General features: G+C 60.1%; 28 protein-coding genes. 9 read left to right on the forward strand and 19 right to left on the reverse strand.

What is annotated here, in order from left to right:
* Positions 1-12: 12 nt before the first annotated feature.
* From AB731_RS01840 to AB731_RS01855, 4 genes are all read right to left on the reverse strand, one after another.
* A complete protein-coding gene (locus AB731_RS01840; protein ID WP_047092653.1) occupies positions 13-1,275 on the reverse strand; it encodes an efflux RND transporter periplasmic adaptor subunit in 1,263 nt (420 codons plus the stop codon).
* Positions 1,276-1,524: 249 nt separating this feature from the next.
* Positions 1,525-1,791: a GlsB/YeaQ/YmgE family stress response membrane protein gene (locus AB731_RS01845; RefSeq protein WP_047092652.1), complete on the reverse strand. Its 267-nt coding sequence runs from the start codon at positions 1,789-1,791 to the stop codon at positions 1,525-1,527.
* A 130-nt stretch (positions 1,792-1,921) separates the two neighbouring features.
* Positions 1,922-2,221 (reverse strand): CtrA inhibitor SciP, encoded by a 300-nt coding sequence (gene sciP / locus AB731_RS01850; RefSeq protein ID WP_047092651.1) that lies wholly within the window; start codon positions 2,219-2,221, stop codon positions 1,922-1,924.
* On the reverse strand, positions 2,218-2,586 hold the full coding sequence (locus AB731_RS01855) for a hypothetical protein (RefSeq protein ID WP_047092650.1): 369 nt from the start codon (positions 2,584-2,586) through the stop codon (positions 2,218-2,220). Before AB731_RS01855 ends, sciP begins: the two co-directional genes overlap by 4 nt.
* A gap of 118 nt (positions 2,587-2,704) precedes the next feature.
* On the opposite strand from AB731_RS01855, the gene mnmA reads away from it, so the two are divergent.
* On the forward strand, positions 2,705-3,880 hold the full coding sequence (mnmA, locus tag AB731_RS01860; RefSeq protein WP_047092649.1) for a tRNA 2-thiouridine(34) synthase MnmA: 1,176 nt from the start codon (positions 2,705-2,707) through the stop codon (positions 3,878-3,880).
* A 6-nt stretch (positions 3,881-3,886) separates the two neighbouring features.
* On the opposite strand, the gene AB731_RS01865 is transcribed toward mnmA, so the two are convergent.
* A complete protein-coding gene (locus AB731_RS01865; RefSeq protein WP_052768902.1) occupies positions 3,887-4,234 on the reverse strand; it encodes a hypothetical protein in 348 nt (115 codons plus the stop codon).
* A gap of 158 nt (positions 4,235-4,392) precedes the next feature.
* Between AB731_RS01865 and AB731_RS01870 the strand changes: the two genes are divergently transcribed.
* On the forward strand, positions 4,393-5,412 hold the full coding sequence (locus AB731_RS01870; protein WP_231638802.1) for a serine hydrolase domain-containing protein: 1,020 nt from the start codon (positions 4,393-4,395) through the stop codon (positions 5,410-5,412).
* On the opposite strand, the gene AB731_RS01875 is transcribed toward AB731_RS01870, so the two are convergent.
* From AB731_RS01875 to pdxH, 3 genes are read right to left on the reverse strand one after another with little or no spacing between them, the layout of a single operon-like run.
* Positions 5,397-6,233, reverse strand: a complete 837-nt coding sequence (locus AB731_RS01875) for a PhzF family phenazine biosynthesis protein (RefSeq protein WP_231638803.1) — start codon at positions 6,231-6,233, stop codon at positions 5,397-5,399. The genes AB731_RS01870 and AB731_RS01875 overlap by 16 nt on opposite strands.
* A complete protein-coding gene (locus tag AB731_RS01880) occupies positions 6,233-7,165 on the reverse strand; it encodes a cation diffusion facilitator family transporter (protein WP_047092647.1) in 933 nt (310 codons plus the stop codon). Before AB731_RS01880 ends, AB731_RS01875 begins: the two co-directional genes overlap by 1 nt.
* On the reverse strand, positions 7,162-7,764 hold the full coding sequence (pdxH, locus tag AB731_RS01885; RefSeq protein ID WP_047092646.1) for a pyridoxamine 5'-phosphate oxidase: 603 nt from the start codon (positions 7,762-7,764) through the stop codon (positions 7,162-7,164). The genes AB731_RS01880 and pdxH overlap by 4 nt, the downstream gene beginning before the upstream one ends.
* Positions 7,765-7,874: 110 nt before the next feature.
* Between pdxH and AB731_RS01890 the strand changes: the two genes are divergently transcribed.
* Genes AB731_RS01890 through fabI form a run of 3 tightly spaced genes read left to right on the forward strand, consistent with a single transcriptional unit; the run spans position 7,875 to position 10,751 of the window.
* Positions 7,875-8,849: a DnaJ C-terminal domain-containing protein gene (locus tag AB731_RS01890; protein ID WP_047092645.1), complete on the forward strand. Its 975-nt coding sequence runs from the start codon at positions 7,875-7,877 to the stop codon at positions 8,847-8,849.
* A 52-nt stretch (positions 8,850-8,901) separates the two neighbouring features.
* Positions 8,902-9,951 (forward strand): YihY/virulence factor BrkB family protein, encoded by a 1,050-nt coding sequence (locus AB731_RS01895; protein WP_047092644.1) that lies wholly within the window; start codon positions 8,902-8,904, stop codon positions 9,949-9,951.
* On the forward strand, positions 9,948-10,751 hold the full coding sequence (fabI, locus tag AB731_RS01900; RefSeq protein WP_047092643.1) for an enoyl-ACP reductase FabI: 804 nt from the start codon (positions 9,948-9,950) through the stop codon (positions 10,749-10,751). The genes AB731_RS01895 and fabI overlap by 4 nt, the downstream gene beginning before the upstream one ends.
* A gap of 22 nt (positions 10,752-10,773) precedes the next feature.
* Here the strand turns inward: fabI and AB731_RS01905 are convergent, their stop codons facing one another.
* The 9 genes from AB731_RS01905 to AB731_RS01945 form a co-directional block, all read right to left on the reverse strand.
* Positions 10,774-11,388, reverse strand: coding sequence for a hypothetical protein (locus tag AB731_RS01905; protein ID WP_047093156.1), 615 nt, complete (start codon positions 11,386-11,388; stop codon positions 10,774-10,776).
* A gap of 89 nt (positions 11,389-11,477) precedes the next feature.
* A complete protein-coding gene (locus AB731_RS01910) occupies positions 11,478-11,996 on the reverse strand; it encodes a demethoxyubiquinone hydroxylase family protein (RefSeq protein WP_047092642.1) in 519 nt (172 codons plus the stop codon).
* Complete coding sequence (locus AB731_RS01915) at positions 11,993-12,478, reverse strand: disulfide bond formation protein B (protein ID WP_047092641.1); 486 nt, start codon at positions 12,476-12,478, stop codon at positions 11,993-11,995. Before AB731_RS01915 ends, AB731_RS01910 begins: the two co-directional genes overlap by 4 nt.
* Before the next feature lie 21 nt (positions 12,479-12,499).
* A complete protein-coding gene (locus tag AB731_RS01920; protein WP_047092640.1) occupies positions 12,500-13,834 on the reverse strand; it encodes a S41 family peptidase in 1,335 nt (444 codons plus the stop codon).
* A gap of 120 nt (positions 13,835-13,954) precedes the next feature.
* Positions 13,955-15,169, reverse strand: a complete 1,215-nt coding sequence (locus AB731_RS01925; protein ID WP_047092639.1) for a murein hydrolase activator EnvC family protein — start codon at positions 15,167-15,169, stop codon at positions 13,955-13,957.
* A gap of 4 nt (positions 15,170-15,173) precedes the next feature.
* On the reverse strand, positions 15,174-15,596 hold the full coding sequence (locus AB731_RS01930; protein WP_047093155.1) for a 23S rRNA (pseudouridine(1915)-N(3))-methyltransferase RlmH: 423 nt from the start codon (positions 15,594-15,596) through the stop codon (positions 15,174-15,176).
* 23 nt (positions 15,597-15,619) lie between these two features.
* The gene (rsfS, locus tag AB731_RS01935; protein WP_047092638.1) at positions 15,620-16,003 is read right to left on the reverse strand and encodes a ribosome silencing factor; all 384 of its coding nucleotides are present in this window, start codon (positions 16,001-16,003) and stop codon (positions 15,620-15,622) included.
* A 151-nt stretch (positions 16,004-16,154) separates the two neighbouring features.
* On the reverse strand, positions 16,155-16,874 hold the full coding sequence (locus AB731_RS01940) for a nicotinate-nucleotide adenylyltransferase (RefSeq protein ID WP_047092637.1): 720 nt from the start codon (positions 16,872-16,874) through the stop codon (positions 16,155-16,157).
* Positions 16,838-18,130 (reverse strand): glutamate-5-semialdehyde dehydrogenase, encoded by a 1,293-nt coding sequence (locus AB731_RS01945; RefSeq protein WP_047092636.1) that lies wholly within the window; start codon positions 18,128-18,130, stop codon positions 16,838-16,840. The genes AB731_RS01940 and AB731_RS01945 overlap by 37 nt, the downstream gene beginning before the upstream one ends.
* A gap of 228 nt (positions 18,131-18,358) precedes the next feature.
* On the opposite strand from AB731_RS01945, the gene AB731_RS01950 reads away from it, so the two are divergent.
* Positions 18,359-19,537, forward strand: a complete 1,179-nt coding sequence (locus tag AB731_RS01950; RefSeq protein WP_047092635.1) for a peptidoglycan DD-metalloendopeptidase family protein — start codon at positions 18,359-18,361, stop codon at positions 19,535-19,537.
* Positions 19,530-19,931, forward strand: a complete 402-nt coding sequence (locus AB731_RS01955) for a bactofilin family protein (protein WP_047092634.1) — start codon at positions 19,530-19,532, stop codon at positions 19,929-19,931. The genes AB731_RS01950 and AB731_RS01955 overlap by 8 nt, the downstream gene beginning before the upstream one ends.
* Before the next feature lie 97 nt (positions 19,932-20,028).
* On the opposite strand, the gene AB731_RS01960 is transcribed toward AB731_RS01955, so the two are convergent.
* Both AB731_RS01960 and AB731_RS01965 read right to left on the reverse strand, forming a co-directional pair.
* Positions 20,029-20,772 carry a DUF1013 domain-containing protein gene (locus tag AB731_RS01960; protein ID WP_047093154.1) on the reverse strand — a complete coding sequence of 248 codons (744 nt, stop codon included), beginning with the start codon at positions 20,770-20,772 and terminating at the stop codon, positions 20,029-20,031.
* A 339-nt stretch (positions 20,773-21,111) separates the two neighbouring features.
* Entirely contained in the window at positions 21,112-22,122 is a 1,011-nt protein-coding gene (locus AB731_RS01965; protein ID WP_047093153.1) for an NAD(P)H-quinone oxidoreductase, read from the reverse strand.
* A gap of 106 nt (positions 22,123-22,228) precedes the next feature.
* On the opposite strand from AB731_RS01965, the gene AB731_RS01970 reads away from it, so the two are divergent.
* Positions 22,229-22,435, forward strand: a complete 207-nt coding sequence (locus AB731_RS01970; protein ID WP_047092633.1) for a DUF1192 domain-containing protein — start codon at positions 22,229-22,231, stop codon at positions 22,433-22,435.
* 126 nt (positions 22,436-22,561) lie between these two features.
* The gene (clpA, locus tag AB731_RS01975; RefSeq protein WP_047092632.1) at positions 22,562-24,952 is read left to right on the forward strand and encodes an ATP-dependent Clp protease ATP-binding subunit ClpA; all 2,391 of its coding nucleotides are present in this window, start codon (positions 22,562-22,564) and stop codon (positions 24,950-24,952) included.
* Positions 24,953-24,971 lie beyond the last annotated feature (19 nt).

Genomic DNA, 24,971 nt, shown 5'->3' on the forward strand with positions numbered 1-24,971 from the left:
TGTGGCGGGCCTCTAGCTTTCCGCCTGGGGCGCGGGGGCCGCCGCACCAGCAGCAGCTTCCGTTGCCGGGCGAACGCGGTCACCTTCGGTCAGGAAGCCGCCTGCGCGCATGACCACTCGTTCCGTGCCTGCAAGGCCGGAAGCAATGGTGATGCCGGCATCGCTGATAGCGCCAATCGTCACCGGGCGGCGGACGACCGTGTCTTCTGCATCGACAATGAAGACATAGCTGCCGGCTTCATCCGAAAGTATCGCGCTTTCAGGAAGCCGCGTCGCGACACTTGTATCGCTGATCAGCGAAATGGTCGCGAAGCCGCCAGGGCGCAGGGCCGAGTCATAAGGCAATGCGCAGCGGGCAGTGCCCTGCCGCGTTTGTTCATCGATGACCGGCGATTTCTGCCATACCTGGCACGTGAACGTCCGGTCAGTCCCCGCCGGGGTGAGCGTACCGGTCGCCCCTACATTGATCAGGCCAAGCTCGTTCTCGCCCACGCGGGCAAGCAATTCCATTTCGCCTGCGCGAGCGATCGAAAACAATGTGCCTGTGCCGGGGCTGACAACCTGTCCAGGCTCGACATTGCGCGTCAGCACCAGTCCGGCCGAAGGCGCAACGATGTTAAGCTGGGCATTGCGTGCCCGCCGTTCCGCCAATTGCGCACGCGCCACATCCACCCGCGCCATCGCGGCATCTCGCGTCGCAGTTAACCGGTCGATATCAGCCTGGCTGATAAAACCGCGCTCCACCAACTGCATTGCACGGTTGAGATTCGCCTGCGCCAGATCGGCATCTGCCTGTGCCACGTCGATCTGCGCGTCCAATGCGCCCAATTGCTGGTTTTGTACGGAACGGTCGATCACCGCGAGAACCTGGCCCGCGTTCACCCAATCGCCCGCTTCAACGGAAACCGAAACAACGCGCCCGCCTTCGCCGACAACACCAACGGGCATTTCGCGCCGAGCCGCCAAGGTGCCGGTCGCGTTGATCATGCCTTGCAATGTGGCAGAGCCTGGAATGCTTACAGTGACTACAGGTAAATCCCTGTTGGCGGCTTCTGTCGGGGCAAAGGCCACCTCTTCTTCGCCGCCAGACAGCATGATGGCGGCGATGAATGCCCCGACCACGATAACAGCCAGCGCGATCCAAAGGCGGCGTTTACGGTTGCCCTGTTCGCCTGGCGCATCATCCGATGTGCCGTCGATATCGCGCGCTGCGGCGTGATCACTCACGCCGTGGTCATGCACATCATCTGTGCCCACTTTGGTTTCATAATTCATCGGCGCATTGCCTCTTGCAGGGCCTCGTCGGTAAAAATCGTACTTCAGCCTAGCACAATTGATTTAGCCGAGCGACAGGGACCATTCGCGGTTGCCCGTCCTTAGCGGTTTGCAGGCAGGTTGCGCAATGCAACGGTCTACCAAATTGCGATGCAGCCCGATCAAAAACAACGGCAGGCACGAAAAAGGGGCGGAAAGCCATGCCTTCCGCCCCTTTTCGTATTCGATTATCCGAACAATCTTGTTTGTTTAGCGCACCCGGCCGCGCTGTACGAGATTGACGATGCCCAGCAGGACAACAGCGCCGACGATCGCAATGATCAGACCCGTAAGCGAAAATTCCTGAACGCTTCCGCCGATGCCCAACAGCGGGCCGGCAATCAGATTGCCGATGACAGAGCCGACACAGCCGACAACAATATTCCAGAAAATGCCCATGGAAGCATCGCGGTTCATCACCTTGCTAGCCAGCCAACCGGCGATACCGCCAACGATAAGTGCAATAATCCAACCCATAACCCTGTTCTCCTCATTGATCCCCGAATCGGGGATTATGGAGCACAAACGTAGAGGGAGCTCCGGCGTTCCGGAACTCCCTTAAAAACATTGTGCCTGCCGTCTGGCAGTTTCACAATTTTCTGGCGGATCAGTACTTCAACTGGCGTTCGTACAGATCGCGGTAATGCTGAATGCGGGTCACCCGGAGGCCTTGCATGCCTGACCGGTCGACCGCCCTTTGCCAACCGGCAAACTCTTCCAGCGTCAATCCGTAGCGCTCAAGCACTTCGTCAATCGACAGGAGCCCGCCATTTACGGCTGCCACAACTTCAGCCTTGCGTCGTACGACCCAGCGCTTCGTCTTGGGCGAAGGCAGATCGTCAATCGTCAGCGGCTCGCCGAGCGGGCCGATGACTTGCGCTGGACGGATTTTCTGGTTCTCGATCATGTGTTTCCTCGGTTGGCCGGGTCGCCGTTCTCAGCGTGCCGGCCAACAATGGCGCATGCGCCTTTGCCATTGGCTAAATCATCAGGGTTAACGCCGCGTTTGTTGTTTTCTTCGCTGGCTTCGTCCGGGAACTTCCCGTGATGCGAAGCAAGGTGCAGGGCGCAGTGAGCGTCGAAGCTGGCCATTGTTCCATCATCTATTCCATCATCACCGGATGCGAGTTCACGGCGAAGATCGCGAGCTGCCGCGAGCTTGGCGGTGAGCTCTGCCCAATCGATCGCACACAGCTCTTCACTCGCAATTTCGTCATGCTGCGAGCAGTGTGCGCCAGAGGCAATGGGTGGTTTCCCTTCGAACATGGTCATGGTCTTTAGAGTCGAAGCGTCAAGAACCGGTAAAATCCGCTTTAACCTTGTGTTACAATTCAGCGGCCCGGATTGCCGGGGCTTTTGCACGCCTGCCTAAGGGTGTAGGTGCGCGGCCATGTCTATTGATACGTCAACCAAACCGGCTGCGATTCCTGCGCTGCCGATCGAAATCGATGCCGAAGACCTGTTCGATTTGCCCCGCCCGGCAAGCGAATGCCGAATCGTTGTGGCCATGTCTGGCGGAGTCGACAGCTCTGTGGTGGCGGCGCTGGCAGCGCAAACCGGTGCCGAAGTAATCGGCATTACGCTCCAGCTGTATGATTACGGCGCGGCCACTGGCCGAAAGGGCGCCTGCTGTGCCGGGGATGACATTCGCGATGCGCAAATGGTCGCGGACCGGCTCGGCATTGCGCATTACGTATTCGACCATGAGAGCAGCTTCCGCGAAGACGTGGTTGAAACCTTTGCCGACGAATATCTGGCAGGGCGCACACCGATCCCGTGCATCCGCTGCAACATGGGGCCAAAATTCACCGATTTGCTGCGCATGGCGCGCGAACTCGGCGCCGATTGTCTTGCCACCGGACATTACGTTCGCCGCGTGATGGGTGAAGGCGGCGCGGAATTGCACCGGGCGCTGGATCCGGCGCGCGACCAGTCCTATTTCCTTTACGCTACAACCGATGAGCAGCTGGATTATCTTCGCTTTCCCCTTGGCGGCCTGCCGAAAAGCGATGTGCGCGCGATCGCCGAGGGATTCGGACTGGTTGTGGCAAACAAACCGGACAGCCAGGACATCTGCTTCGTACCCGACGGCGATTACGCCAAGATCGTGAAGAAGATGCGCCCCGAAGGCGGGCGTTCCGGTGACATTGTGCATGCCGAAACCGGCGATGTTCTGGGGCAGCACCCTGGCATTATTCATTACACCGTCGGCCAGCGCCGCGGGCTCGATATCGGCGGGCAGCCAGAACCGCTTTATGTGGTCGGGCTGGATGCCGATGCCGCGCAGGTGCGCGTGGGGCCAAAGCGTTTGCTCGCCGTGGGACAAGCGCAGATCATCGAAACGAATCGCATAGGCCCGCTTCCGAATGTCCCGCTGACAGCCAAGGTCCGCTCTCTTTCCAAACCCGTGCCGGTCACGCTGGACGGAGCCGCTGGCGATGGCGCGACCATCGCAATCCGCTTTGCATCTCCGGAATTCGGGGTCGCACCCGGACAAGCTGCGGTTATCTATGCGGGTGAGCGGGTGGTCGGCGGTGGCTGGATCGAATCGACGACATCTGCCTGAGGCAATCTAGCTTTTCCAAGGCTCCAGCACGCATCCCGGTCCATCGCTGTATGTAGCCTGTGTGCTGGCAATCAATGGAAGGGTAGCGGTCACGCTTTGCGCGTTTTCGTCCTCGGTTAGCCAGATCATGCCCATGCCCGGCATCAGATCTTCATAGCAGCTGCCCAGCTCTCGTCCTGCTATGTGGCGGCATGAACAGGCCGATTTTGCAGCATAGCCAGTGCCTGTTTCGGCAAAGCCTGCAATCGCTTTGCCGAAAAAGAACGCCACCAACGCTGCTGCGAGCGCAGCCATCAGGGCGATTCGCAGAATGATTGTGAAGATGCTCGTTTTCGCTTGTTTTGCGGTTGCCATTCGCTTGCGCCTGCTGGAAAGAATGCGCGCCTATGTCGCGTCGCCCCTCCTCTAGCCACCTAAGCCGCTCCGCGCCAATAGCTTGCTTGGCAGCATTCTTTTTGGCGTCGTGTGCGCAGGATGGCCCGCCGCCGCTTCCACCATTGCCAGAAGAGGCAATGTCTGCCGTAGTTGTAGATCCCGGTGTCTCACGTGTGGCGCTGGCCCGCGCTGTGGACGAGCTTTTCACTTCTGACGGTATGGGCGAAACCCGTGCCGTAATCGTCATGCGGAACGGAGAAGTGGTCGCAGAACGTTATGCCGACGAGTTCGGGCCGGAAGTGCGTCATATCGGCTGGTCGATGTCGAAAACTGTGACAGGCGTACTTATCGGCATGATGGTGGCTGACGGGCGGCTGCGTCTGGATGATCCCGCCCCCGTTCCAGCGTGGCAGCGCAGCGGCGATCCGCGCGGCGAAATCACCTTGCGATACCTCCTTCAGATGCGCTCCGGCCTGCGCCATGATGAAGGGGCCGATCCGGTTTACGATTCGGCGGAAGTGCGGATGATGTATCTCGACGGGCGCGACGATATGGCTGCATGGGCCGAGGCACAGCCATTGGAACATGAGCCGGGTAGCACCTTCGATTATTCCACCCCGACCAGCGTAATCCTGTCAGATATCGCCACCCAGCTGATCGCGCCAGATGCGCCGGCGGCGGAGCGCCAGCAGACCATGGCGGATTTCGTCGATGCGCGGCTGGCCGTGCCGCTAGGCATGGGTTCACTGGTTGGCGAGTATGATCCGGCAGGCACTTTGACAGGCGGCAGCAGCTTTTGGGCGACGGCGCGTGACTGGGCGGTGTTCGGTGAATTCCTGCGCAATGGCGGCTCCGTCTCGGGGGCACAGATCGTGCCGCGCGGGTGGATCGATTTCATGCGGACCTCCAGCCCCGCCTCACCTGACTATGGCGCGCAGCTATGGCTCAACCGGGATAGCGGGGCACAGCGTGATTATATGTTCGCTGATCAAGGCCCCGATACTGCCTTCGCCATGATGGGGCATCTCGGCCAATATGTGATCGTCTCGCCAGAGCAGCGGCTTACCGTTGTGCGACTGGGCATCAGCAATGATGCAGAGCGTGCACTGCTGATGGACGAGCTGACAGATATTTTCGCGCTCTATCCGTCCGAATAAAAGCGCCCCTCCAACACCGTTACGCAGCTTCCGCCAAGAATGGCACGGTCGCCCTTCAATGTGCAGGTTGCATGTCCGCCGCGCTGCGATGCCTGAAATGCAGTGAAGCTGTCCCGGCCCAGCTTGGCCGCCCAGAACGGCGTGAGCACGGCATGGGCGCTACCGGTGAAGCTGTCTTCATCCACACCGCCGCCTGGCACGAACACCCGGCTGACCACATCGGTATCGGTCCCGCGCGCTGTGCAGATGAACTGGTCATCGCCTAAGGCCTCCAGCCCGCGCATGTCGGGGGCAAGCGCCATCACTTCTTCGACACTGTCAAAAAGATAAACGCCGTAGCGGTCGGGGTTCAGCCAGATTTCGGCAGGTTGCGCGCCCAGCAAGGCCACGGCCTCGGCCCATTCGCTGCGCTGCGTTGGAATTGCAGGTAGCGCCAGATCGTATCCCGCACCCGAGCGTGAGACTTCCAGAATACCAGCCCTGCGCGTGCGGAAGGTGATCCGCTCTCCGCCATCCCGGTCCAGCAGTGCGTGCCCACTGGCGAGCGTTGCATGGCCGCACAGGCGGATTTCCATCATCGGCGTAAACCAGCGCAGCTCCCAATCTGCGGCACCTGTTTGATCGCGCAGGAGGAAGGCTGTTTCAGCGAACTTGTTCTCTTCCGCCATGGCCACCATGATTGCATCATCCGGCCATTCTTCCACGACAACCACAGCCGCCTGATTACCCGCAAACCGGCGGGAGGCGAAGGCATCCACATGCCAATAGGGAAATGATTTGCGCCCTGATACTTTCGGATCAGGCATCTTCGAACCAGCCATCAGCTTTCCTTCAGCTTTTTGAATTCATCGGCCTCGACCAGCGTGTTGCCGGGTTCGTCGACGTGACCCTCGGGATCGATGTGGATCAGGATATCAGTGTTCGGAAAGGCCTCCAGCAAGTCCGCCTCCACCCGTTCGATAATATCGTGCGCTGCTTCTACTGTCATGTCAGCCGGCATATCGACATGGAACTGCGCGAAATCATGCGCGCCGCTGGTGCGCGTGCGCAGATCATGCATCTTGGCTAGCTCCGGATGGCGTGCGGCGCGTTCCACAAAGGCAGTCCGCTTATCCTCCGGCCATTCCTCGTCCATCAATTGCGACACCACTTCGGAAGAGGCCTGCCGCGCGCTCCACGCGAGCCATCCGGCAATGGCCAAACCGAACAGGGGATCGGCCAGTGCGAAGCCAACAAAAGCATCCAGCACCAGCGCCGCGATCACCGCAATATTCAGCATCAGGTCGGACTTGTAGTGCAGATGGTCCGTCGCAATCGCCACCGAACCCGTGCGCGAAAGCACATGCCGCTGCCACGCCAACAGCGCGAGAGTCAGCACAATTGCGGCAACCGAAACGCCGATACCCTCTTCCGGGGCAGAAACGCGCACTCCGTCAAGCAACTGTTGGATGGAGCGAATGGCTATGCCGAAGGCGGAGAGCACGATCAGCATGATTTGCACGAGCGCCGCCACGGCTTCCGCCTTACCATGCCCGAAGCGGTGGTTGCGGTCAGCAGGCTGCGCCGCAATCCAAACGCCGATCAGGGTCGCAATGCTGGCCACAAGATCAAGCGCGCTATCCGCCAGACTGCCGAGCATTGCGGTCGAGCCGGTCAGCCAGCTCGCCCAGCTTTTCAGCACCACCAGCACCACGGCCACCGAGATGGACGCCAGCGCCGCGCTGCGGATCAGGGTAGAACGCTCCACGGTCATGGATACAGCAATGTGCTTTCCCAGCCTTCGCCAATGCGCGTGAAACGGCGGCGTTCGTGCAGGCGATTGGGCCGGTCGGACCAGAATTCTATAGCCGCGGGCGCGCAGCGGAAGCCTGTCCAATGCGGCGGGCGAGGGACTTCGCCAGCTTCGGCATACTCTGCTTCCAGCGCAGCCACGCGTTCCAGGTAGGTTTCCCGGCTATCGAGTGGGCGCGATTGGTCACTGGCGGCAGAGCCGACCTGGCTGACGAAGGCGCGTGAATGGAAATAGGCGTCGGCCTCGGCATCACTCACTTGCTCGAGCGGTCCTTCGATGCGGATCTGGCGACGCAGGCTCTTCCAGTGAAACAGAAGGGCGGCCTGCATATTGGCGCGAATTTCACCGCCCTTGCGGCTTTGCGCATTGGTATAAAACACAAAGCCGCGTTCATCATGACCCTTGAGCAGCACCATGCGCACAGACGGCACAGCGGCAGGCGTTGCAGTCGCCAAAGCCATGGCGTTGGGATCGTTTGGCTCGCTTTGCTGAGCTTGCGCAAACCACGCATTGAAGATGCCGAGTGGATCGCTGCCGGGAATTGGGGCATTTTCAGGCATGGCGAAAGAAAGGCGAAAGGAATGTCATACTGGCCTCTTTAGAGACGCCTGCAGCCATAGGGAAGCGTTACGCCTTGTCACGCGCGGCTGTTGTAACTAGCTAACACGCTATGGCAGATCCGTACTCCACCCTCGGCGTGAGCCGTTCCGCGACAGAGAAGGACATCAAGTCCGCTTATCGCAAACTCGCCAAGGAACTCCATCCCGACAAGAACAAGGACAAGCCCGACGCGACGGAGCGTTTTTCGAAGGTCACGCAAGCGTATGATCTGCTGTCCGACAAGGATATGCGTGCCAAGTTCGATCGCGGAGAGATTGATGCCGATGGCAATCCGGCCATGCCCTTTGGCATGGGCGGTGGCGGCTTTGGCGGTGCGAGACCCGGCGGCGGGCCGAACGGATATTCCTCGCGAGACTTCCAGGGGTTTGGCGCTGAAGATCTCGATATAGGCGACCTTTTCGAAGGGCTTTTTGGTCGCGGCGGCGCAGGTGGTGCCGGGGCGGCGCGCGGTGGTGCTGGCGGGCCTGCCGGCGGTTTTCGCGGGCCTCCACCGCCGCCTCCGCGCAAAGGTGCCGATATCCGCTACAAACTCGCGGTACCTTTCATCGATGCCGCCAGCCGCGCAAAACAGCGGATCACTCTGGCAGATGGCAAAACAATCGACCTCTCCCTGCCCGCGGGCGTGGAGGACGGCACGCAAATGCGTCTGAAGGGCAAGGGCCAGCAGGGCGCCGGCGGCTTTGGCGACGGGATCGTAACGATCAACATCCAGCCACACGCCCATTTCTGGCGCGACGGTGACGATGTGAGGCTCGATTTGCCGATCACACTTGATGAAGCGGTGCACGGCGGCAAAGTGAAAGTGCCTACGGTAGATGGCGCTGTCATGCTTACCGTTGCCCCCGGATCAAGCTCGGGCAAGGTTCTGCGCCTCAAAGGCAAGGGCTTCAGCACCAAGGTCGGCGGACGCGGAGATCAGTTGGTCACGCTTGAGATTCACTTGCCGAAAGACCTGACAGAGCTGTCCACCAGGCTCGAAGGGTGGAGCGATGACGGCGATATTCGCAGCGATATGGGCGTTTAGGTCTTTCCGGTAGGCTCGACACATTGCGCTTACCTGTTAGAACGGCGCCGCAATGGTGAGCCCCGGACTATCCGATGAAAATCCCGAAAAGGGGCCGCCCCGGCCCGATTATTCGCCCGAAGCCCGGCGCAGACGCGCGCGGGAAGAGGCAGAGACACGCAACGGAATAGCACGCCATATCGGCAAGGGTACGCGGACCTTCGAAATCATCAAACGCGTGGTCGTGGGGACCGTGAATGATGGAACGATCCATGCGGGCAACCTCGCCTACATGTCGATCCTGGCGATCTTTCCATTCTTCATCACTGGTGCGGCGATATTCTCCGTCATCGGGGAAGAGGCGGATCGCGCCGCCACTATCAACGCATTGCTTTCCGCGCTGCCACCGGTCGTATCCGAAGTGATCGAACCGGTGGCCCGCAATGTGATTGCATCGCGTAGTGGATGGCTGCTGTGGATTGGCGGTGCCGTCGGATTATGGACTGTGGGCAGTCTGGTGGAAACGATCCGCGATATCCTTCGCCGCGCTTATGGCACGCGGCCTACGCAGGCATTTTGGAAGTACCGGATTTTCTCGACCGGGATCATTCTCGCCTCTGTGATGATGCTGATGCTCTCGTTGATAGCGCAAGTGATGATCGGTGCGGCACAGCAAGTGATACAGGCCTATTTCCCTGAACTTACCGAAGCGATGGGACAACTTGCATGGTCCCGGATTGTCCCGGCACTTGGCTTGTTCGGATCAATCTGGCTGCTGTTCATGGCGCTGACGCCTATGGAATACCGCAAGAAACGCTATCCCAAATGGCCCGGCGCACTGCTGGTTACGGCATGGTGGATTGCCGTGACGCTGGCCCTGCCGCCCCTGCTTCGCAGCATGTTCTCCTATGATCTCACCTATGGTTCGCTCGCGGGCTTCATGATCGCGCTTTTCTTTTTCTGGCTGGTGGGACTAGGGATGGTGGCAGGTGCCGAACTCAACGCCGCACTGGCCGAATCGCCAGAAGAACAGCGCAACCGGGTGGGGCAGACAGATGAGCGAAATCGCGAGCGGGCCAGTAACGGTAATGCTGGCAATGATAAGGAGGATCAGCAGGCATGACGGGTTTGATGGCAGGCAAGAAGGGTCTCATCATGGGGCTGGCCAATGACAAGTCGCTCGCTTGGGGGATTGCAAAGAAACTGCATGAACACGGCGCACAGATGGCCTTTTCCTATCAGGGCGAAGCGCTGAAGAAGCGCGTCGGCCCGCTGGCAGAGCAAGTCGGCAGCGACTTTCTGATCGAATGCGACGTATCGGATATGGCGGCGATGGATACCGCCTTCGCCGAGATCGAAAGCCGTTGGGGCAAGATGGACTTTCTTGTCCACGCCATCGGCTTTTCCGACAAGAATGAGCTGCGCGGCAAATATGTCGATACCAGTCTCGACAACTTCCTGATGACGATGAACATCTCCGCCTATTCGCTGGTTGCTGCGGCAAAGCGCGCGGCGCCCATGATGACGGACGGAGGCAGCATCGTGACGCTGACCTATTACGGCGCAGAGAAAGTTGTGCCGCATTACAATGTGATGGGGGTCGCCAAGGCAGCGCTGGAGACCAGCGTGCAATATCTCGCCAATGATCTGGGTCCGGACAATATCCGCGTAAACGCTATCAGCGCGGGCCCCATCAAGACGCTGGCCGCCAGTGGCATCGGCGACTTCCGCTATATCCTCAAATGGAACGAACTGAATGCGCCGCTGCGCCGCAATGTCACCATCGACGATGTGGGCGGGGCCGGGCTGTATCTTTGCTCCGACCTGTCTTCAGGCGTGACCGGTGAAACGCACCATGTCGATGCAGGCTATCACGTGGTCGGGATGAAACAGGAAGATGCGCCTGATATCGCGCTGACCTGATCTGCGATCACCAGATCTGGGCTCAATCGCGGCCCTCGGGAGTGGCGGGCGGCGAATCGGGAATGGCGTCTGGATCCACCAGAACTGGCAGCGAACCTTCCTCGCCTTCGATGGGCACTTCCTGCGCCGCGCGGCGGCGTTCAAACTCGGCGCGCTCCAGTTCTTCGACGCGGGCTTGATACAGCTCCGCATCGCCATCGATTTCGGCCAGCCTCTCTTCACGGGCAAGCGCGATCAGTTCAGCCATACGGATATCGCTTCCTTGTGCGCGTTCTGCATAGGCAGCTTCGATCATTTGCATGGTGCAACCCAGATCTCCGCCAGCGCCGGCAGGCGTGCAGGACAGCGGGCCGAACGCTCCGACAGCTTCAAGGCTTTGTGCTCGCCGCGCCCAGGCTTCATTGTCGGGCGAACTGCTTTGGCGGAGGCGCGGAGGAATGCGGTACCGCTCGCTTTCATCAAGACGGGCGCACACCGTGATGGTCGTTTCGTCCGATTGCGGACATTCGTCCTCGCCAAAAATAATGACCTGATTCACGCGGTCGCCGCCATCATCCTGCGCAGCTGCGGGGCTGGTAGCAAGAGCACCGAAAAAGGCGGTGGCAGTGGCAGCGGAAAGAACAAACAAGCGGGTCATGACAATTCTCAATCTGGACTGGCCTTCGGAAGCGGCATGATACCATATCAGCGCCATGCCGCTTTAACGCGCGATGAAGCGTATCAGTTTCAGACCTTTTGCGACACCTTGATCGCTACTTTGCACCCCAGCCGGATCGCCGCAGACAGCAGGCCATAGGCAGGCGCGCGCTCCGCCCCGGCTTCAAAGGCTGCATCCCGGTGTTCACGTTCATCTTCGCGGAACCGGCGGATCATATCGGCCAGTTCCGGATCATCGTCAGCAGCTTCCAGTTCGTCCAGCTGGTCTGAATAATGCTTGTCGATTTCGGTTTCCACGGCGGCGGTGCAGGCCATGGCCGCTTCCGGTCCGATCAGGGCCGTCCCCGCGCCCAATGCATAACCGGCCATGTTCCAGAACGGCTGCAAGACAGTGGGCCGTACGCCGCGCTTTGCCATCAGCGCATCGAATTCCGCCCGGTGCCCTGCCTCCTGTTCTGCCATGCCGCGAATTTCTGCCGAATGCGGTCCGCGGTCGCCCATGACGGCAAGCTGCCCTGCATAAATTCGGGTTGCCCCGAATTCGCCAGCCTGATCAACGCGGATCATATCTTCGCGGGATGTGCTCATGCCTTGCGCCCTCCAAAAGTTTTCTCTTTGGCGGCGAGAAGTGCCCATATGGCCACCGCGCCGCCGGTTGAAAGTAGCGCATTGAAGCCCGCCAGCGAAATGCCGAACAAGGTCCACGGTGCCACATCGCAGCGGATCAGATCGAAAGAGTTGTAATCATTGCCGGTGCAGCCGGTGATACCTTCCCACCAGCCATATTCGACCCCTGCATGAAACGCCCCGATCAAGCCGGACGTCAGCACGCCTCCGGCGGCCAGCGCGATCAATATCCGTTTTGGCCCCATACTTTTGGACGATGCGGCAGTGGAGAGAAGCGCAAGGGCAATCGCAGCGAAATGCGGCCAGCGCTGCCACCAGCACATCTCGCATGGAAACAGGCCGAAGCCATATTGCGAAATATATGCCCCGCCGATCAAGAGCGCCGGAATTGCCAGCGCCAATTGCTGGGCCAGCCTGTCTGACTTTGAAAGAGATTTGGTCATGCTGCCCCTTAGGCCACTAACCTAATTCCGGGCAATGTTTGTCCCGCCAGTACGGCGCAGCGTGCGTACGGCGTAGTCCAGCTGGAAATCGTCAATGCCCATTTCTTCCAGTTCTGCGGCTGTCAGCTGGAACCTGGGATCATCCAGACGGTCACGGATCAGCGATTCGTCTTCAATGCTTACTTCGTTGATAAGATGGCCGCGCAGGTCGCTTTCGCGCAAAGCGAGGCGCTGGCGGCGTTCAGCATCTGGATCAGACAGTTGCGGCACACGGATGTCGGGTGCAATTCCGCCTTCCTGCACGCTTCTGCCAGACGGTGTGTAGTACCGGGCAGTGGTCAACTTCAGCGCGGAATCGCGGGTGAGCGGTAGAAGCGTCTGGACGCTGCCCTTACCAAAGCTGCGCTCTCCCATCACGAGTGCACGGCGGTGATCCTGCAAGGCACCGGCCACGATTTCACTGGCAGAGGCAGAGCCTTCGTCGATCAACACGATAATCGGCAAACCATCGGCTACATCGCCGCGATAGACCGATTCAGCGTCGAAGAAAATGTTATCGCGGCGGTTGCGCCCACGTTGGGCCACGATCTGTCCGCTCGAAAGGAACAGGTCAGACAAGGCAACTGCTTCGTCCAGAGAGCCGCCGGGATTGCGGCGGAGATCGAGCACCAGTCCTTCCAGGCGGCCGGTTGCCTGCGCTTGCAATTCGCTTAGGCCCTGGCGGACATCCGCGCCGACATCGGCGGAGAATTCGTTGACCTGGATATGGCCGATGTTGCCGCCGAGCAGCTCCCACGTCACCGGCTCAAGTTCGATCACGCCGCGCGTCACGACGACTTCGAAACTGTCATCGCGGCCCGGGCGGAAAATCGTCACCTCGATATCGGTGCCTGCGGGCCCGCGCATCTGCGCCACCGCTTCATCGACTTCCATTCCGAAAATCAGTTGGCCGTTGATGTGCGTGATGTAATCGCCGGCCTTAATGCCAGCCTGATCAGCCGGGCTTCCGCGGAACGGAGAGACGACCTTGACCGCGCCATCTTCCATCTGGATGGAAATACCGAGGCCCTGATAATTGCCTTCGATCATGGTGTTCAGCCGTTCCAGCGCGACACCATCAAGATAGGCCGAATGCGGATCGAGGGCGGCGAGCATTCCGTCAATCGCGCCGCGAATCAGAACCTCGTCTTCAACAGGTTCAACATAGCTCGCCTTGATTCGCTGATAGGTAGCGAAAAGGCGGGCAAATTCTGGCGAAGCGCGGCCCTCGACCTGCGCGAAACCTGCCGTGGTGGCGGGCAAAAGCGCAACGGCGGTACAAAGTGCAGCGGCGCGAAAGGCGGAAGCGAATTTCATGTTTCGTCGGTTCCTGTCGGAAAATGTCCCAGTCTCTTTGTATCGCACAGCACCGCTTAACGCCAGATGAGGCGAAAGCCGGTAATTTTCTTGCAGGCCTGTGCGCGGATTTCTGGCGATCTAACCTGTGTAGAGCAATGGATTGACCGGTTCCCCGGAACGTCGCAGTTCCAGCGAAACCGTCGGGCGGCCCGGCCCGGCAATGCCGAGCGGCGCGCCGCCAACCACGTCTGTTCCAACTTGCACATCGCTGCGGGCAAGGCCGGTAATCAGGCTGGTCCAGCCGCCGACATGTTCGATAATCACGATCTGGCCATAACCACGATAGGGCCCGGAAAAAGCGATACGCCCGGCAGCAGGCGAAACGACCTGCGCGCCTGCGATTGGTGCAAGTGTAATGCCTTGGCTAAGGCCCGATTCCTGCGGAGCGCCGAACCCTGTCACAGTGCGGCCTGATACGGGCAGGATGTAAGGTGACGGCGCGGAACGCGCAGGTACGGCACTTGATACGGGAGAGGCATCAGCCACGGCAGCTTCGGGCGCAGCCGGGCGCATTTTGGGACCAGGCAGGGCGGCAAGGCGTTCCCGCAACCGGCCGGCACGGTCCAATTCGTCCACCAGTCCATCCAAATCGCGCACCTGTTCTGTTAACGCCAGTGCGCGCTCGGCTTCGCGGTTGGCCTCGCCCCCCGCGGCGCGGGCGGCAAGCCGGGCTTCGGTTTCCAGTTCTGCCAATTCCTCGCGCCGCGTGCCCAGCATCACTTCCTCGGCGCGCAAGGCTTCTGCGGCGTTCGCGGCTTCGCGGCGAAGAGAGGCGGCGCGGGCGATCTGGCCACGCAGGCCAGCCGTGCTCTCCTGTACTTGCGGCACGGCATTATGCAGCATCGCGCGCAGATACACGACATCGCGCACCTCGCCAGGACGGAGCAACGAAAGTGCGACAGGGCGCCGCGAAAATTGCTGGAGCGCGGCAGTCAGGCGAATCAGCGGGTGCTGTTCCTGCCCCAAAACCTCCCGCAGATCGGTGCGTTCGCGGTCCACCATCGCCATACGGGCGCGTGCCGCCGCGATCCCCGCTTCGGCCTGCTGTATGCGCGCGGCGACGGCGGCGGCCTCGCGCGCTGCCCGATCAGCTGCGTCCTCTGCCTGCTCGGCCTCTGCCTCCAGCCGTTCGCTTCGGGCCTGCGCGGCGGAGCGTTCTTCCAAGGCCTGGGCCAAGGCGGCGCGAGTGTCACCGGCGCTGTCGAACACAGGTCCACGCTGCGCCGAAGCGGCAGCCGCGAACAATATGGCCGAACAAGCGAGAAGAATCAGGCGATGGTCGAATTTGGCCATGGCACTATCCTGCCCGATGATAGGGATGGCCTGCAAGGATGGCGGTGGCGCGGAACAATTGCTCCATCAGCATCGCGCGGGCAAGCAGATGTGGCCATGTTGGTTTGCCGAAGGATAGCAACAGATCCGCATCGGTTCGTTCGTCGGCAGAATGCCCGTCCGCTGCGCCGATTACAAAACGGCATTCGCGAAATCCGTCATCACGCCAGCGCCCGAGGGTGGAGGCGAATTCTTCCGAACCGAAGTTCTTGCCCTTCTCATCCAGCAATACTGTTTTGAAGGGTGATTGTGGTTCGGGTGTCCTACCGCCGGTTTCGGGCAGTTCAGTCAGCTTGAGCGGCCATTGAATACGTTTTGCGTACCGTTCGACCAGCTCCGCCTCAGGCGTACGGGCGATTTTTCCGCGCGCGATAACGTGAAGAAGGATGACGGCCTCCCGGAGGGATACGGCTAGGTTGTGCCCATCTGGCGCGTTTCGCCATCTTCGCCAAAGCCCCACATCCTCTCAAGGTTGTAGAACCCCCGTACTTCGGGGCGAAACAGGTGAACAACCACATCGCCCGCATCGATCAGAACCCAGTCTGCCGTTGGCAGGCCTTCGATGCGCGGCGAAGGTTCGCCAGCGTGTTTGAGCTTCATCGCGAGCTTCTGCGCCATCGCGGCAACCTGCCGCGTGGAACGGCCGGAGGCGATGATCATATGATCTGCAATAGAGCTTTTCCCGGCAAGCGGGATGGAGACAAGCTCTTGCGCCTGATCATCATCGAGTTGCTGGAGAATCAGTTCGTGCAACGAACCGGGCTCGGCTTGGATAGGTGTGGCAGTTTCAGACATGGACAGGTTTGGTGCTGAAGCGATCAAAATGCCGGGCCTGGCCGCGCCGGTTGGCGCTGGCGGGTTGGCCCCAAAACCGGCAATATTTATCGCGTTGCGTCATGCTCCAGAAAATAGGAATGGCAACAAGTTACCACAAGAGGGCACCGTTCTACGCAACGGACCCTCCGGACTTGTCGAGGATAAGGGAATGCGTCACTTCGTCCCGCGGCGGAAGACCGGAAAAGTCATCTGCCCAGTGTGGATTCGCTTGGCGTATTTCAGTCGCCGAACGCGAATCAGGGTCGAAACGTAGCTCTATCAGCGCAGGTGCGCTCCATTCGCCCCGGTTTTGCAATCCAGCAGCGGACAACCGGTAGTGCCGCAGCCAGGCCATTGCGGGGCTCGCAATAGCATCGTCGTCATACCCCGGGCGCGCTATAACGGCAATGGGCATTTCCCGCGCGATCTGCCGCCAGTTCTTCCAGCGGTGGAATTGCGCGAGATTGTCTGCCCCCATCAGCCACACAAAACGCCGGTTGAGGTAGCGCCGTTTGAGTGCGCGTAGCGTGTCGGCAGTGTACCGTGTGCCCAGTTCGCGCTCGATCGCGGTAACGCGAATAGGCGCATTGCGGGCGGCAACCTTGGCAGAACGCACTCTTGCGGCGAGCGGGGCCATGCCCTTGGTGGGTTTGAGCGGATTGCCGGGAGAAACCATCCACCAGACCTCATCCAGGCCCAGTGCCGCCATCGCAAACAGAGTAATGCGGCGGTGGCCCGCATGCGCCGGATTGAAGCTGCCGCCCAGAAGGCCCGTCACCGGCCCCAGTTTCTGCCGAGAATCGCCTTCCGGGATCAAGCCCGCGCCTGCCCGCTGCCCAGCACTTGCCATTTGTAGGTTGTCAGCCCCTCCAGCGCGACAGGGCCGCGTGCATGAAGGCGTCCCGTAGCGATCCCGATTTCCGCGCCGAGTCCGAATTCCCCGCCATCGGCGAACTGGCTTGATGCGTTGTGCATCACGATGGCACTGTCGACTTCAGCCAGAAACCGCCCGGCAACCTCTGCATCGGCAGTGACAATTGCATCGGTGTGGCCAGAGGAATGATTGGCAATATGGTCCATCGCCTGATCCAGCCCGTCAACTATCGCGATCGACAATACGGCATCGAGATACTCGGTATCCCAATCCTCTGCACTGGCGGCGGCAATACGCGGATCGATTGCGCAGGCCCTTGCATCGCCGCGCAGAACGCATCCGGAATCAAGCAGCGCACTGATCACCTCGCGCGCCGCGGGAAAAGCAGCATCAATGAGCAGGGTTTCCATCGCGCCGCAGATCCCGGTGCGGCGCATTTTCGCATTGACGGCGATATCACGCGCCATCTCGGGCTGCGCATCGGTGTGAATATAGGTATGACAAATCCCGTCGAGATGGGCGAGCACGGGCACGCGGGCGTCCGCCTGGACACGGGCAACCAGGCCTTTCCCGCCGCGCGGCACGATCATGTCGATCAGGCCGGCGGCCTTCAGCATCGCACCCACAGCAGCGCGGTCCTGGGTCGGCAAAAGCTGGATTGCATCAGCCGGCAGACCGGCGCTGGCAACGCCTTCAACAAAAGCTGCGTGAAGTGCGCGATTTGAATGAACAGCTTCACTGCCACCGCGCAGCAATGCGGCATTGCCCGATCGCAGGCACAGGGCCGCCGCGTCGGCGGTTACATTGGGACGACTTTCATAAATGATGCCAATCAGGCCGATGGGAATGCGGCGGCGCACCAGCGTCATCCCGGCAGGCGCGATCGAGCGGTCAATCTCGTCGCCGACAGGATCCGGGAGAGAGGCGACATTTTCGATAGCAGAGGCGATCGCCTCCAAGCGGACATCATCAAGCCTCAACCGGTCCAGCATTGCGCCGGACAGGCCACTTGCCTCGCCCGCAGCCACATCCTTGGCATTGGCTTCCAGAATACCGCCCTTTGCGCGCCGGATCGCTGTGGCAGCAGCGCGAAGCGCAGCTGACTTTTCAGCGTCGCTTGCGCGCGCGAGTATGCGCTGTGCGGCTCGCCCGTTCCGCGCCAGCTCCTTTACCAGTGACTCGGGCGATTCGGGCAATTCAGGGGTCCCAACTTGGCTGCTCGTCTCGTTCATGAGCGCGCCTTATCATCGGCAGAGAAGCCTGTCAGGGCAGAATATCCGTGCCGCGAATCGCCAAAACGCCATTTGGTTCCCGTGAAATTTCGCAAATTGGTGCGATACTCATCGTTTCATCGCATCGCGGTTTCGATTCGACCCGGTAAGCTGTGTGAGCGACTCGACCTTGGCGCTGCCTCGCGTAAGGACATTGCCATAAGTTTAGAAAACACGGACGGGGTCGTTTTGCAAAATTCAACCGATGGCGGTTTTTGGGATCGCCTGCGGACCTGGTTTCCGGAGCGTGAATTTTTCATGCGCTCGCAGGGTCAGGTCCGTTTCATCACAATCACCTCGCGTGTGCAGATGGTCGCAGCTGGCCTTGCGCTGATAGCGATTCTCGGTTGGGCTGCCTCGGTCGGCGGCGCCGCCTTCAGTCAATATCGCGCCAGTGCAGAGCGCACGTCGCTGTTGGAACGTGAAGCGCATGTCGCTCAATCCGAAGAACGCTTCGGCGCCTATGCGGACGATATTGCTGCCACCACCGCGCAGCTTGAGCAGCGGCAAGATTTTATTGAAGGCGTTGTGGGATCGCTGCCGGAAGAGTTCCTTTCCGGTGAAGAAGATACCGTAAGCGACTCCGCCAGCGAGAGCGAAGAACTGATCTCGATGATCCGCGAAGTATTTCCGCAGGCTGTCGGACTTGCCCAGATCGAAGCGCGGCAAATCGCATTTGTTGAAGGGTTGACCCGCTATGCAGACCGCCGCGCCGCTCGCGCAGAGCAGGCAATGCGCACTTTGGGTGTCGATCCGCGCACGGTAGTGAACGCAAATCAGGACGCGATGGGTGGCCCGCTCGAATCACTCTTTTCCGAAGCCGACGGCTCTATCGATCCTCGTTTCGAGCGCCTTGGCCTCAGCCTTGCTAGGATGAGCGCGCTGGAACGCGGCCTCGACAGCATCCCTCAGGTCATGCCAGCCGATATCAATTCCATCTCATCAGGATTCGGCTTTCGCCGCGATCCTTTTACCGGCGGCGGTGCAATGCACAGCGGTCTGGATTTCCGCGCCCCGCATGGCGCGCCGATCCATGCTGCCGCAGCAGGTACCGTAACATTCTCCGGTTGGCGGTCAGGTTACGGCCAGACAGTAGAGATCACTCACGGATCGGGGATGGTTACACGCTATGCGCACATGTCACGGTTCAGCACGCGGGCGGGCGCCGAAGTTGCCGCCGGGGAAGTTATCGGCGCAATCGGCAGCACCGGGCGATCGACCGGACCGCATCTGCATTTCGAAGTGCGTATCAATGGCCGCGCGGTGAACCCCCGGCCGTTCCTGGAGACTGCACCACATGTTCTCGAAGAAGCCCGCGCAGAATTCGCGCCCAATGCCAACACGAGCGGTAGTACGAACGATGGCTAATGGCGGAAGCACATTCTCGGTGATTGGCCCCGATGTCACCATCCGTGGCAATATCGAGGCGACGGTTGACCTGCATGTCGATGGCAAGGTTATTGGCGATATTTCCTGCGCATCTTTGGTGCAGGGCGAATCCAGCCGCATCGAAGGCGAAATAAAAGCGGAAAGCGCACGCCTCTCCGGCGAAGTCAGCGGCACTATCGAAGCGCGCGATCTGGTGGTGTTGAAGAGTGCGCGAGTTGATGGCGATGTCAGCTATGAAACGCTGACCATCGAACAGGGCGCGAATGTCGAAGGGCGGTTTGGCCCCCTTGGTGCAAAGAAGACAAAGGCTGCAGGCCAGCAGGCCGCGCCCACGCCAAATGGCGAATCGGCCAAGCTTCCGCTCGCCAACTGAGGCGGATTATCAGCGTTTTTGGAGAGGAGAGGGGCGGTCCTATGTAGGCCGCCCCCTTTTCCGTGCGCGTTCCCGGCAAATAATGCCGGTGTGCTGCTTACAAGTCGTCCGGACCGGGCTGCGGTGCGGGATTGGCTTCCGATTCGCGCTTGGCTTCAAGCCACGCTTCGGCTTCGGCTTCCTGCGCAGCTTCAACAGCGGCCTTGGCAGCCTCTGTCCGTTCGCGGCGAAGTTCCTCGATGAGCTTTTCCTTGTCACCGCGCGGATCAACCGGAGTAGCCGGTTCCGCTTCGGCTTCGAGCGCAGCATCTTCGGCAGAAACGGCCGGAGCGGCGGCGGCGACGCGCTTGGCCGCCTTGGCAACAGCTGTATCAAGCTCCCGCTGTGAACACAGGCCCAGCGTAACCGGATCTTTTGGCTGGATGTTCTGGATATTCCAGTGACTGCGGTCGCGGATTGCGTTGATCGTATTGCGTGTGGTGCCGATCAAGCGGCCGATCTGCGCATCGGAAATTTCCGGATGGCTGCGCAGGATCCACGCGATGCCGTCGGGCTTGTCCTGACGTTTGCTGACCGGCGTGTAACGCGGGCCCTTGGTGCGACTGACATCAACCGGAGCTTTCTGCATGACCAGCTTGTACTCGGAATCAGCCTGGCCACGCTCGATTTCGGCATGGGTCAGCTCGCCCGAATGCACCGGATCGCGTCCAGTGTATTTGGAACTGGCAAGATCATCGGCCATGGCCTGGACTTCAAGAATATGCAGTCCGCAAAACTCGGCGATCTGGGTGAAGCTCAATGCTGTGTTATCGACGAGCCAGCTGGCGGTCGCGTGCGGCATGAGGGGCTTTGGCTGGTCGGCCACAGCGGTTCTCCAAAAATGGACGGGAATTCCCGTGGAAATAAAAGGGCCGCCCCTCTCGGGACGGCCATCGTGTGCGATGATGTAGAGCGTTTGCCGCCGTTGAGCAAGCATTTGCGCTGCGGTGATGGCTGGCATCTTCGGTGTACGGCCGTTATCGATAGCGGGATTGAAGCCAAGCCAATTGGCCTGCAACAGGATGCTGCGCGAATTTGGCGTACCAGCAGGTGGCCGCGTTTCCGACTTCGGCTGGTCCTGCCGATACGGCAGCTGGGTCCTGGCTGAAGACGGATTTTCGGGCGCGCTGGCCGAAGCCGTTCAATCGCCGGAAACCTGCAACACGATCTTGCCGATATGCTCACCGGCTTCCATCCGCGCATGCGAAGCTGCCGCGTCGCGCAGTGCAAATATCCGATCCATCTGGGGACGCAATTCTCCTTGTTCGACCAGCGGCCAGACTTCGCGGAACAATTCATCAGCCACCAGACCTTTGAAAACATTGCTGCGAGCGCGCATGGTTGATCCGGTAATGCTCTGCCGCCTGACCATCAGCTTCATCATATTGATCTCTGACGACAGACCCCCAAGTGTGGCGATGACCACAACGCGCCCGTCCTCCGCCAGACAATCCAGATTGCGCTGGGTGTAACTGCCCGCGACCATATCGAGAATAAGATCGCAGCCGCGCCCATCGGTGATTTCCAGCGCCCGGGCAGAGAAATCTTCCGACTTGTAATTGATCGCATGGTCAGCGCCAATCTTCTGTGCGGCAGCGCATTTCTCGTCGGTTCCGCAGGTGACGATGACTGTCAGATCGAACAGCTTGGCCAGTTTGATTGCCGCCGTGCCGATCCCGGAAGTGCCGCCATGGATCAGCAGCACTTCGCCGTCCCGGGCATAACCCCGCTGGAAAACATTGTGCCACACGGTGAATAGCGTTTCAGGCAGAGCTGCAGCCTCCGCCATCGACAGATTTTCCGGAACTGGCAGACAATGTTCGGGGCGGGCGAGGCAATATTGCGCATAACCTCCGCCGGAAACCAGGGCGCAAACCCGCTTGCCCAACTCGCTCCGGTCTACCCCGTCACCCAGCATGACAACCTCACCGGAAACCTCCAGTCCCGGCAAGTCAGAAGCACCTTCGGGTGCCGGGTAAAAGCCCCTTCTCTGGAGACAATCGGGCCGATTTACGCCTGCATGGCTCACCTTGATCAGCACTTCACCGGGACGGGGGCGCGGCACGTCCCGCGTCGTCATCTGCAAAGCCTCCGGCCCGCCGGGCTGGCTTATTTCCACTGCAGACATACGTTGTGGCACTTGATTGGCCATGATCGCCCCCATCTAGGTCACGTCGATTATCCCGTCCCTAGTGATCGTCACCATTGACAGCAAGACGGTCCAAGGGAATGTTGCGCAAAGAAGAAAGCGTGGTGTGATGGAAGACGACGACCTTCCCCGTATGCGGTCTGATGCCGCAAGCCTCCTGTCTGGCGAGGGGTTGGACACCTATTCGCAAGACGAACTGATGGCGCGCATTCAATTGCTGGAAGCGGAAATCGTCCGGGTAAAGGCACAGCATGCCATGGCCGCGCAGCATCGCAAGATTGCCGATGCGTTGTTCCAACCGCGAGAGACCGACTGATGGGCCGCCCCGGCCCTTCGGACCTCTTAAAATCGGCGCAACAGCGCACCATATCACTAATTACAAAACCAAAAGCCCGACAAGTGGCGTAATCCCGGCTCAAAACAGCCAGAACCAAGGACACTGATGCCAAGTTTCGCACAGAACCTCGAAAAAACTCTCCATAATGCGATCCAGCATGCGATCGACCGGAGCCACGAATATGCCACTCTGGAGCATCTGCTTCTGGCGCTGGTCGACGATACCGACGCAGCCGAAGTGATGGACGCGTGCGGTGTCGACACCGCAGAGTTGACCGGCGTGGTGCGGCAGTACCTCGATCAGGAATACCAGTCGCTCAAGACCGAGGAGGACGCCGATCCGCAGCCAACTGCCGGGTTCCAGCGCGTTATCCAGCGCGCGATTTTGCACGTGCAGTCCTCCGGCAAAGACGTTGTGACGGGCGCGAATGTGCTGGTCGCACTATTTTCCGAACGGGACAGCTACGCAGTCTATTTCCTGCAGCAGCAGGATATGAGCCGGCTCGATGCAGTCAGTTTTATCAGCCACGGCATTGGCAAGGGCGGCAGGCAGATCGAAAACCGGTCGGCTGAAGGCGCAGAAGAGGAAGGCCAGGTTCGCGGCGATGAAAAGCCGGAAAAGAAAAAGGATTCCGCACTCGACCAGTTCTGCGTCAATCTTAACCAGAAGGCGCTTGATGGCCGGATCGATCCCCTGATCGGCCGTGGCCCCGAAGTGGATCGCACGGTCCAGATCCTGTGCCGCCGTTCAAAAAACAATCCGCTTTATGTGGGTGATCCCGGCGTTGGCAAAACGGCCATTGCCGAAGGTTTGGCGCGCAAGATCGTCGAAGGCGATGTGCCCGAAGTGCTGGAGCCGGCGGTTATCTACTCGCTCGACATGGGCGCGCTGCTGGCTGGCACGCGCTATCGCGGTGATTTCGAGGAACGGCTGAAACAAGTTGTCAACGAACTTGAAAAATTGCCTGATGCCATTCTTTTCATTGACGAAATTCATACTGTCATCGGTGCTGGGGCGACCAGTGGTGGGGCAATGGATGCGTCCAATTTGCTGAAGCCCGCGCTTTCGGGCGGTACGATCCGCTGCATCGGTTCGACCACCTACAAGGAATTCCGCAATCACTTCGAAAAGGACCGCGCCCTGCTGCGCCGGTTCCAAAAGATCGACGTGAATGAGCCGACTGTCGAAGACACGATCAAGATCCTCAAGGGTCTGCGCAGTGCATTCGAGGAGCATCACAAGGTCAAATACACGCCCGATGCCATCAAAACTGCGGTGGAGATGAGCGCTCGCTACATCAATGACCGCAAATTGCCGGACAAGGCGATCGACGTGATCGACGAAGTCGGCGCCATGCAGATGCTCGTGCCGCCCAGCCGCCGCCGCAAGACGATCACCGCGAAGGAGATCGAAAAGGTCGTGGCGACAATGGCGCGCATCCCGCCCAAATCGGTCAGCAAGGATGACAAGAAGGCGCTTGGCACGCTCGACAAGGATCTGAAGCGCGTTGTGTTCGGGCAGGATGAGGCGATCAGCCGCCTGTCCACCGCCATGAAGCTCAGCCGCGCAGGCCTGCGCGATCCGGACAAGCCTATCGGCTCCTTCCTGTTCAGCGGCCCCACCGGCGTCGGCAAAACCGAAGTCGCGCGGCAACTCGCTTCCATCATGGGCATTGAGCTGAAACGCTTCGACATGTCCGAATATATGGAACGGCACAGCATTTCCCGCCTGATCGGCGCGCCTCCGGGCTATGTCGGTTATGATCAGGGCGGTCTGCTGACCGATGCCATCGATCAGCATCCGCACTGCGTGCTGCTGCTCGACGAGATCGAGAAGGCGCACCCGGACCTGTTCAACATTCTGCTGCAGGTGATGGATAACGGCAAGCTGACGGACCATCACGGCAAAACGGTCGATTTCCGCAACGTTGTCCTGATCATGACGACCAATGCCGGTGCATCCGATGCGGCCAAGCAAGGCATCGGTTTCGGCGCTGGCCAGAAGACTGAAGCCAGCGAAGAGGCCGTGAAAAAGATGTTCACGCCGGAATTCCGTAACCGTCTCGATGCGATCGTGCCGTTTGGCTACCTTGGCACGGAAACCATCAGCCGCGTGGTCGACAAGTTCATCCTTGAGCTGGAATTGCAGCTGGCCGACCAGAATGTGCACATCCAGTTCGATGGCGACGCGCGAGAATGGCTGGGCGAGCGCGGCTATGACAAGCTGATGGGGGCCCGCCCGATGTCGCGTTTGATCCAGGAAAAGGTCAAACAACCGCTCGCTGAAGAACTGCTGTTCGGCAAACTCGCGAGCGGCGGCGAGGTGCATGTGAAGGTTAAGGACGACAAGCTCGATTTCGAGCTTACTCCGGCGCCGCCCAAGGCCAAAGCCAAGCCAAAGCGCAAGGCGGCGGCAAAGAAGGTTGCACCGAAAAAGCCCGAAGCTCCGGCATCGGACAAGGGCGATGATGCCGGCAAGGACGAGAGCGAAAGCTAAGGACTAGGCGAAACGTGCA

Source organism: Aurantiacibacter marinus (assembly GCF_001021555.1).
GTDB classification, from domain to species: domain Bacteria; phylum Pseudomonadota; class Alphaproteobacteria; order Sphingomonadales; family Sphingomonadaceae; genus Alteraurantiacibacter; species Alteraurantiacibacter marinus.

Bases quoted from the DNA above. Each gene is read 5' to 3' on its own strand.
- AB731_RS01865 (WP_052768902.1), bottom strand. From the start codon at position 4,234: ATGGCAACCGCAAAACAAGCGAAAACGAGCATCTTCACAATCATTCTG.
- fabI (WP_047092643.1), top strand. From the start codon at position 9,948: ATGACGGGTTTGATGGCAGGCAAGAAGGGTCTCATCATGGGGCTGGCC.
- clpA (WP_047092632.1), top strand. From the start codon at position 22,562: ATGCCAAGTTTCGCACAGAACCTCGAAAAAACTCTCCATAATGCGATC.
- AB731_RS01965 (WP_047093153.1), bottom strand. From the start codon at position 22,122: ATGGCCAATCAAGTGCCACAACGTATGTCTGCAGTGGAAATAAGCCAG.
- AB731_RS01915 (WP_047092641.1), bottom strand. From the start codon at position 12,478: ATGACCAAATCTCTTTCAAAGTCAGACAGGCTGGCCCAGCAATTGGCG.
- AB731_RS01955 (WP_047092634.1), top strand. From the start codon at position 19,530: ATGGCTAATGGCGGAAGCACATTCTCGGTGATTGGCCCCGATGTCACC.
- AB731_RS01880 (WP_047092647.1), bottom strand. From the start codon at position 7,165: ATGACCGTGGAGCGTTCTACCCTGATCCGCAGCGCGGCGCTGGCGTCC.
- AB731_RS01910 (WP_047092642.1), bottom strand. From the start codon at position 11,996: ATGAGCACATCCCGCGAAGATATGATCCGCGTTGATCAGGCTGGCGAA.
- AB731_RS01890 (WP_047092645.1), top strand. From the start codon at position 7,875: ATGGCAGATCCGTACTCCACCCTCGGCGTGAGCCGTTCCGCGACAGAG.
- AB731_RS01895 (WP_047092644.1), top strand. From the start codon at position 8,902: ATGGTGAGCCCCGGACTATCCGATGAAAATCCCGAAAAGGGGCCGCCC.
- AB731_RS01870 (WP_231638802.1), top strand. From the start codon at position 4,393: ATGTCTGCCGTAGTTGTAGATCCCGGTGTCTCACGTGTGGCGCTGGCC.
- AB731_RS01840 (WP_047092653.1), bottom strand. From the start codon at position 1,275: ATGAATTATGAAACCAAAGTGGGCACAGATGATGTGCATGACCACGGC.
- AB731_RS01940 (WP_047092637.1), bottom strand. From the start codon at position 16,874: ATGGCAAGTGCTGGGCAGCGGGCAGGCGCGGGCTTGATCCCGGAAGGC.
- AB731_RS01960 (WP_047093154.1), bottom strand. From the start codon at position 20,772: ATGCCGCACGCGACCGCCAGCTGGCTCGTCGATAACACAGCATTGAGC.
- AB731_RS01945 (WP_047092636.1), bottom strand. From the start codon at position 18,130: ATGAACGAGACGAGCAGCCAAGTTGGGACCCCTGAATTGCCCGAATCG.
- sciP (WP_047092651.1), bottom strand. From the start codon at position 2,221: ATGATCGAGAACCAGAAAATCCGTCCAGCGCAAGTCATCGGCCCGCTC.
- rsfS (WP_047092638.1), bottom strand. From the start codon at position 16,003: ATGTCTGAAACTGCCACACCTATCCAAGCCGAGCCCGGTTCGTTGCAC.
- AB731_RS01905 (WP_047093156.1), bottom strand. From the start codon at position 11,388: ATGACCCGCTTGTTTGTTCTTTCCGCTGCCACTGCCACCGCCTTTTTC.
- AB731_RS01920 (WP_047092640.1), bottom strand. From the start codon at position 13,834: ATGAAATTCGCTTCCGCCTTTCGCGCCGCTGCACTTTGTACCGCCGTT.
- mnmA (WP_047092649.1), top strand. From the start codon at position 2,705: ATGTCTATTGATACGTCAACCAAACCGGCTGCGATTCCTGCGCTGCCG.
- AB731_RS01855 (WP_047092650.1), bottom strand. From the start codon at position 2,586: ATGACCATGTTCGAAGGGAAACCACCCATTGCCTCTGGCGCACACTGC.
- pdxH (WP_047092646.1), bottom strand. From the start codon at position 7,764: ATGCCTGAAAATGCCCCAATTCCCGGCAGCGATCCACTCGGCATCTTC.
- AB731_RS01925 (WP_047092639.1), bottom strand. From the start codon at position 15,169: ATGGCCAAATTCGACCATCGCCTGATTCTTCTCGCTTGTTCGGCCATA.
- AB731_RS01970 (WP_047092633.1), top strand. From the start codon at position 22,229: ATGGAAGACGACGACCTTCCCCGTATGCGGTCTGATGCCGCAAGCCTC.
- AB731_RS01845 (WP_047092652.1), bottom strand. From the start codon at position 1,791: ATGGGTTGGATTATTGCACTTATCGTTGGCGGTATCGCCGGTTGGCTG.
- AB731_RS01875 (WP_231638803.1), bottom strand. From the start codon at position 6,233: ATGGCTGGTTCGAAGATGCCTGATCCGAAAGTATCAGGGCGCAAATCA.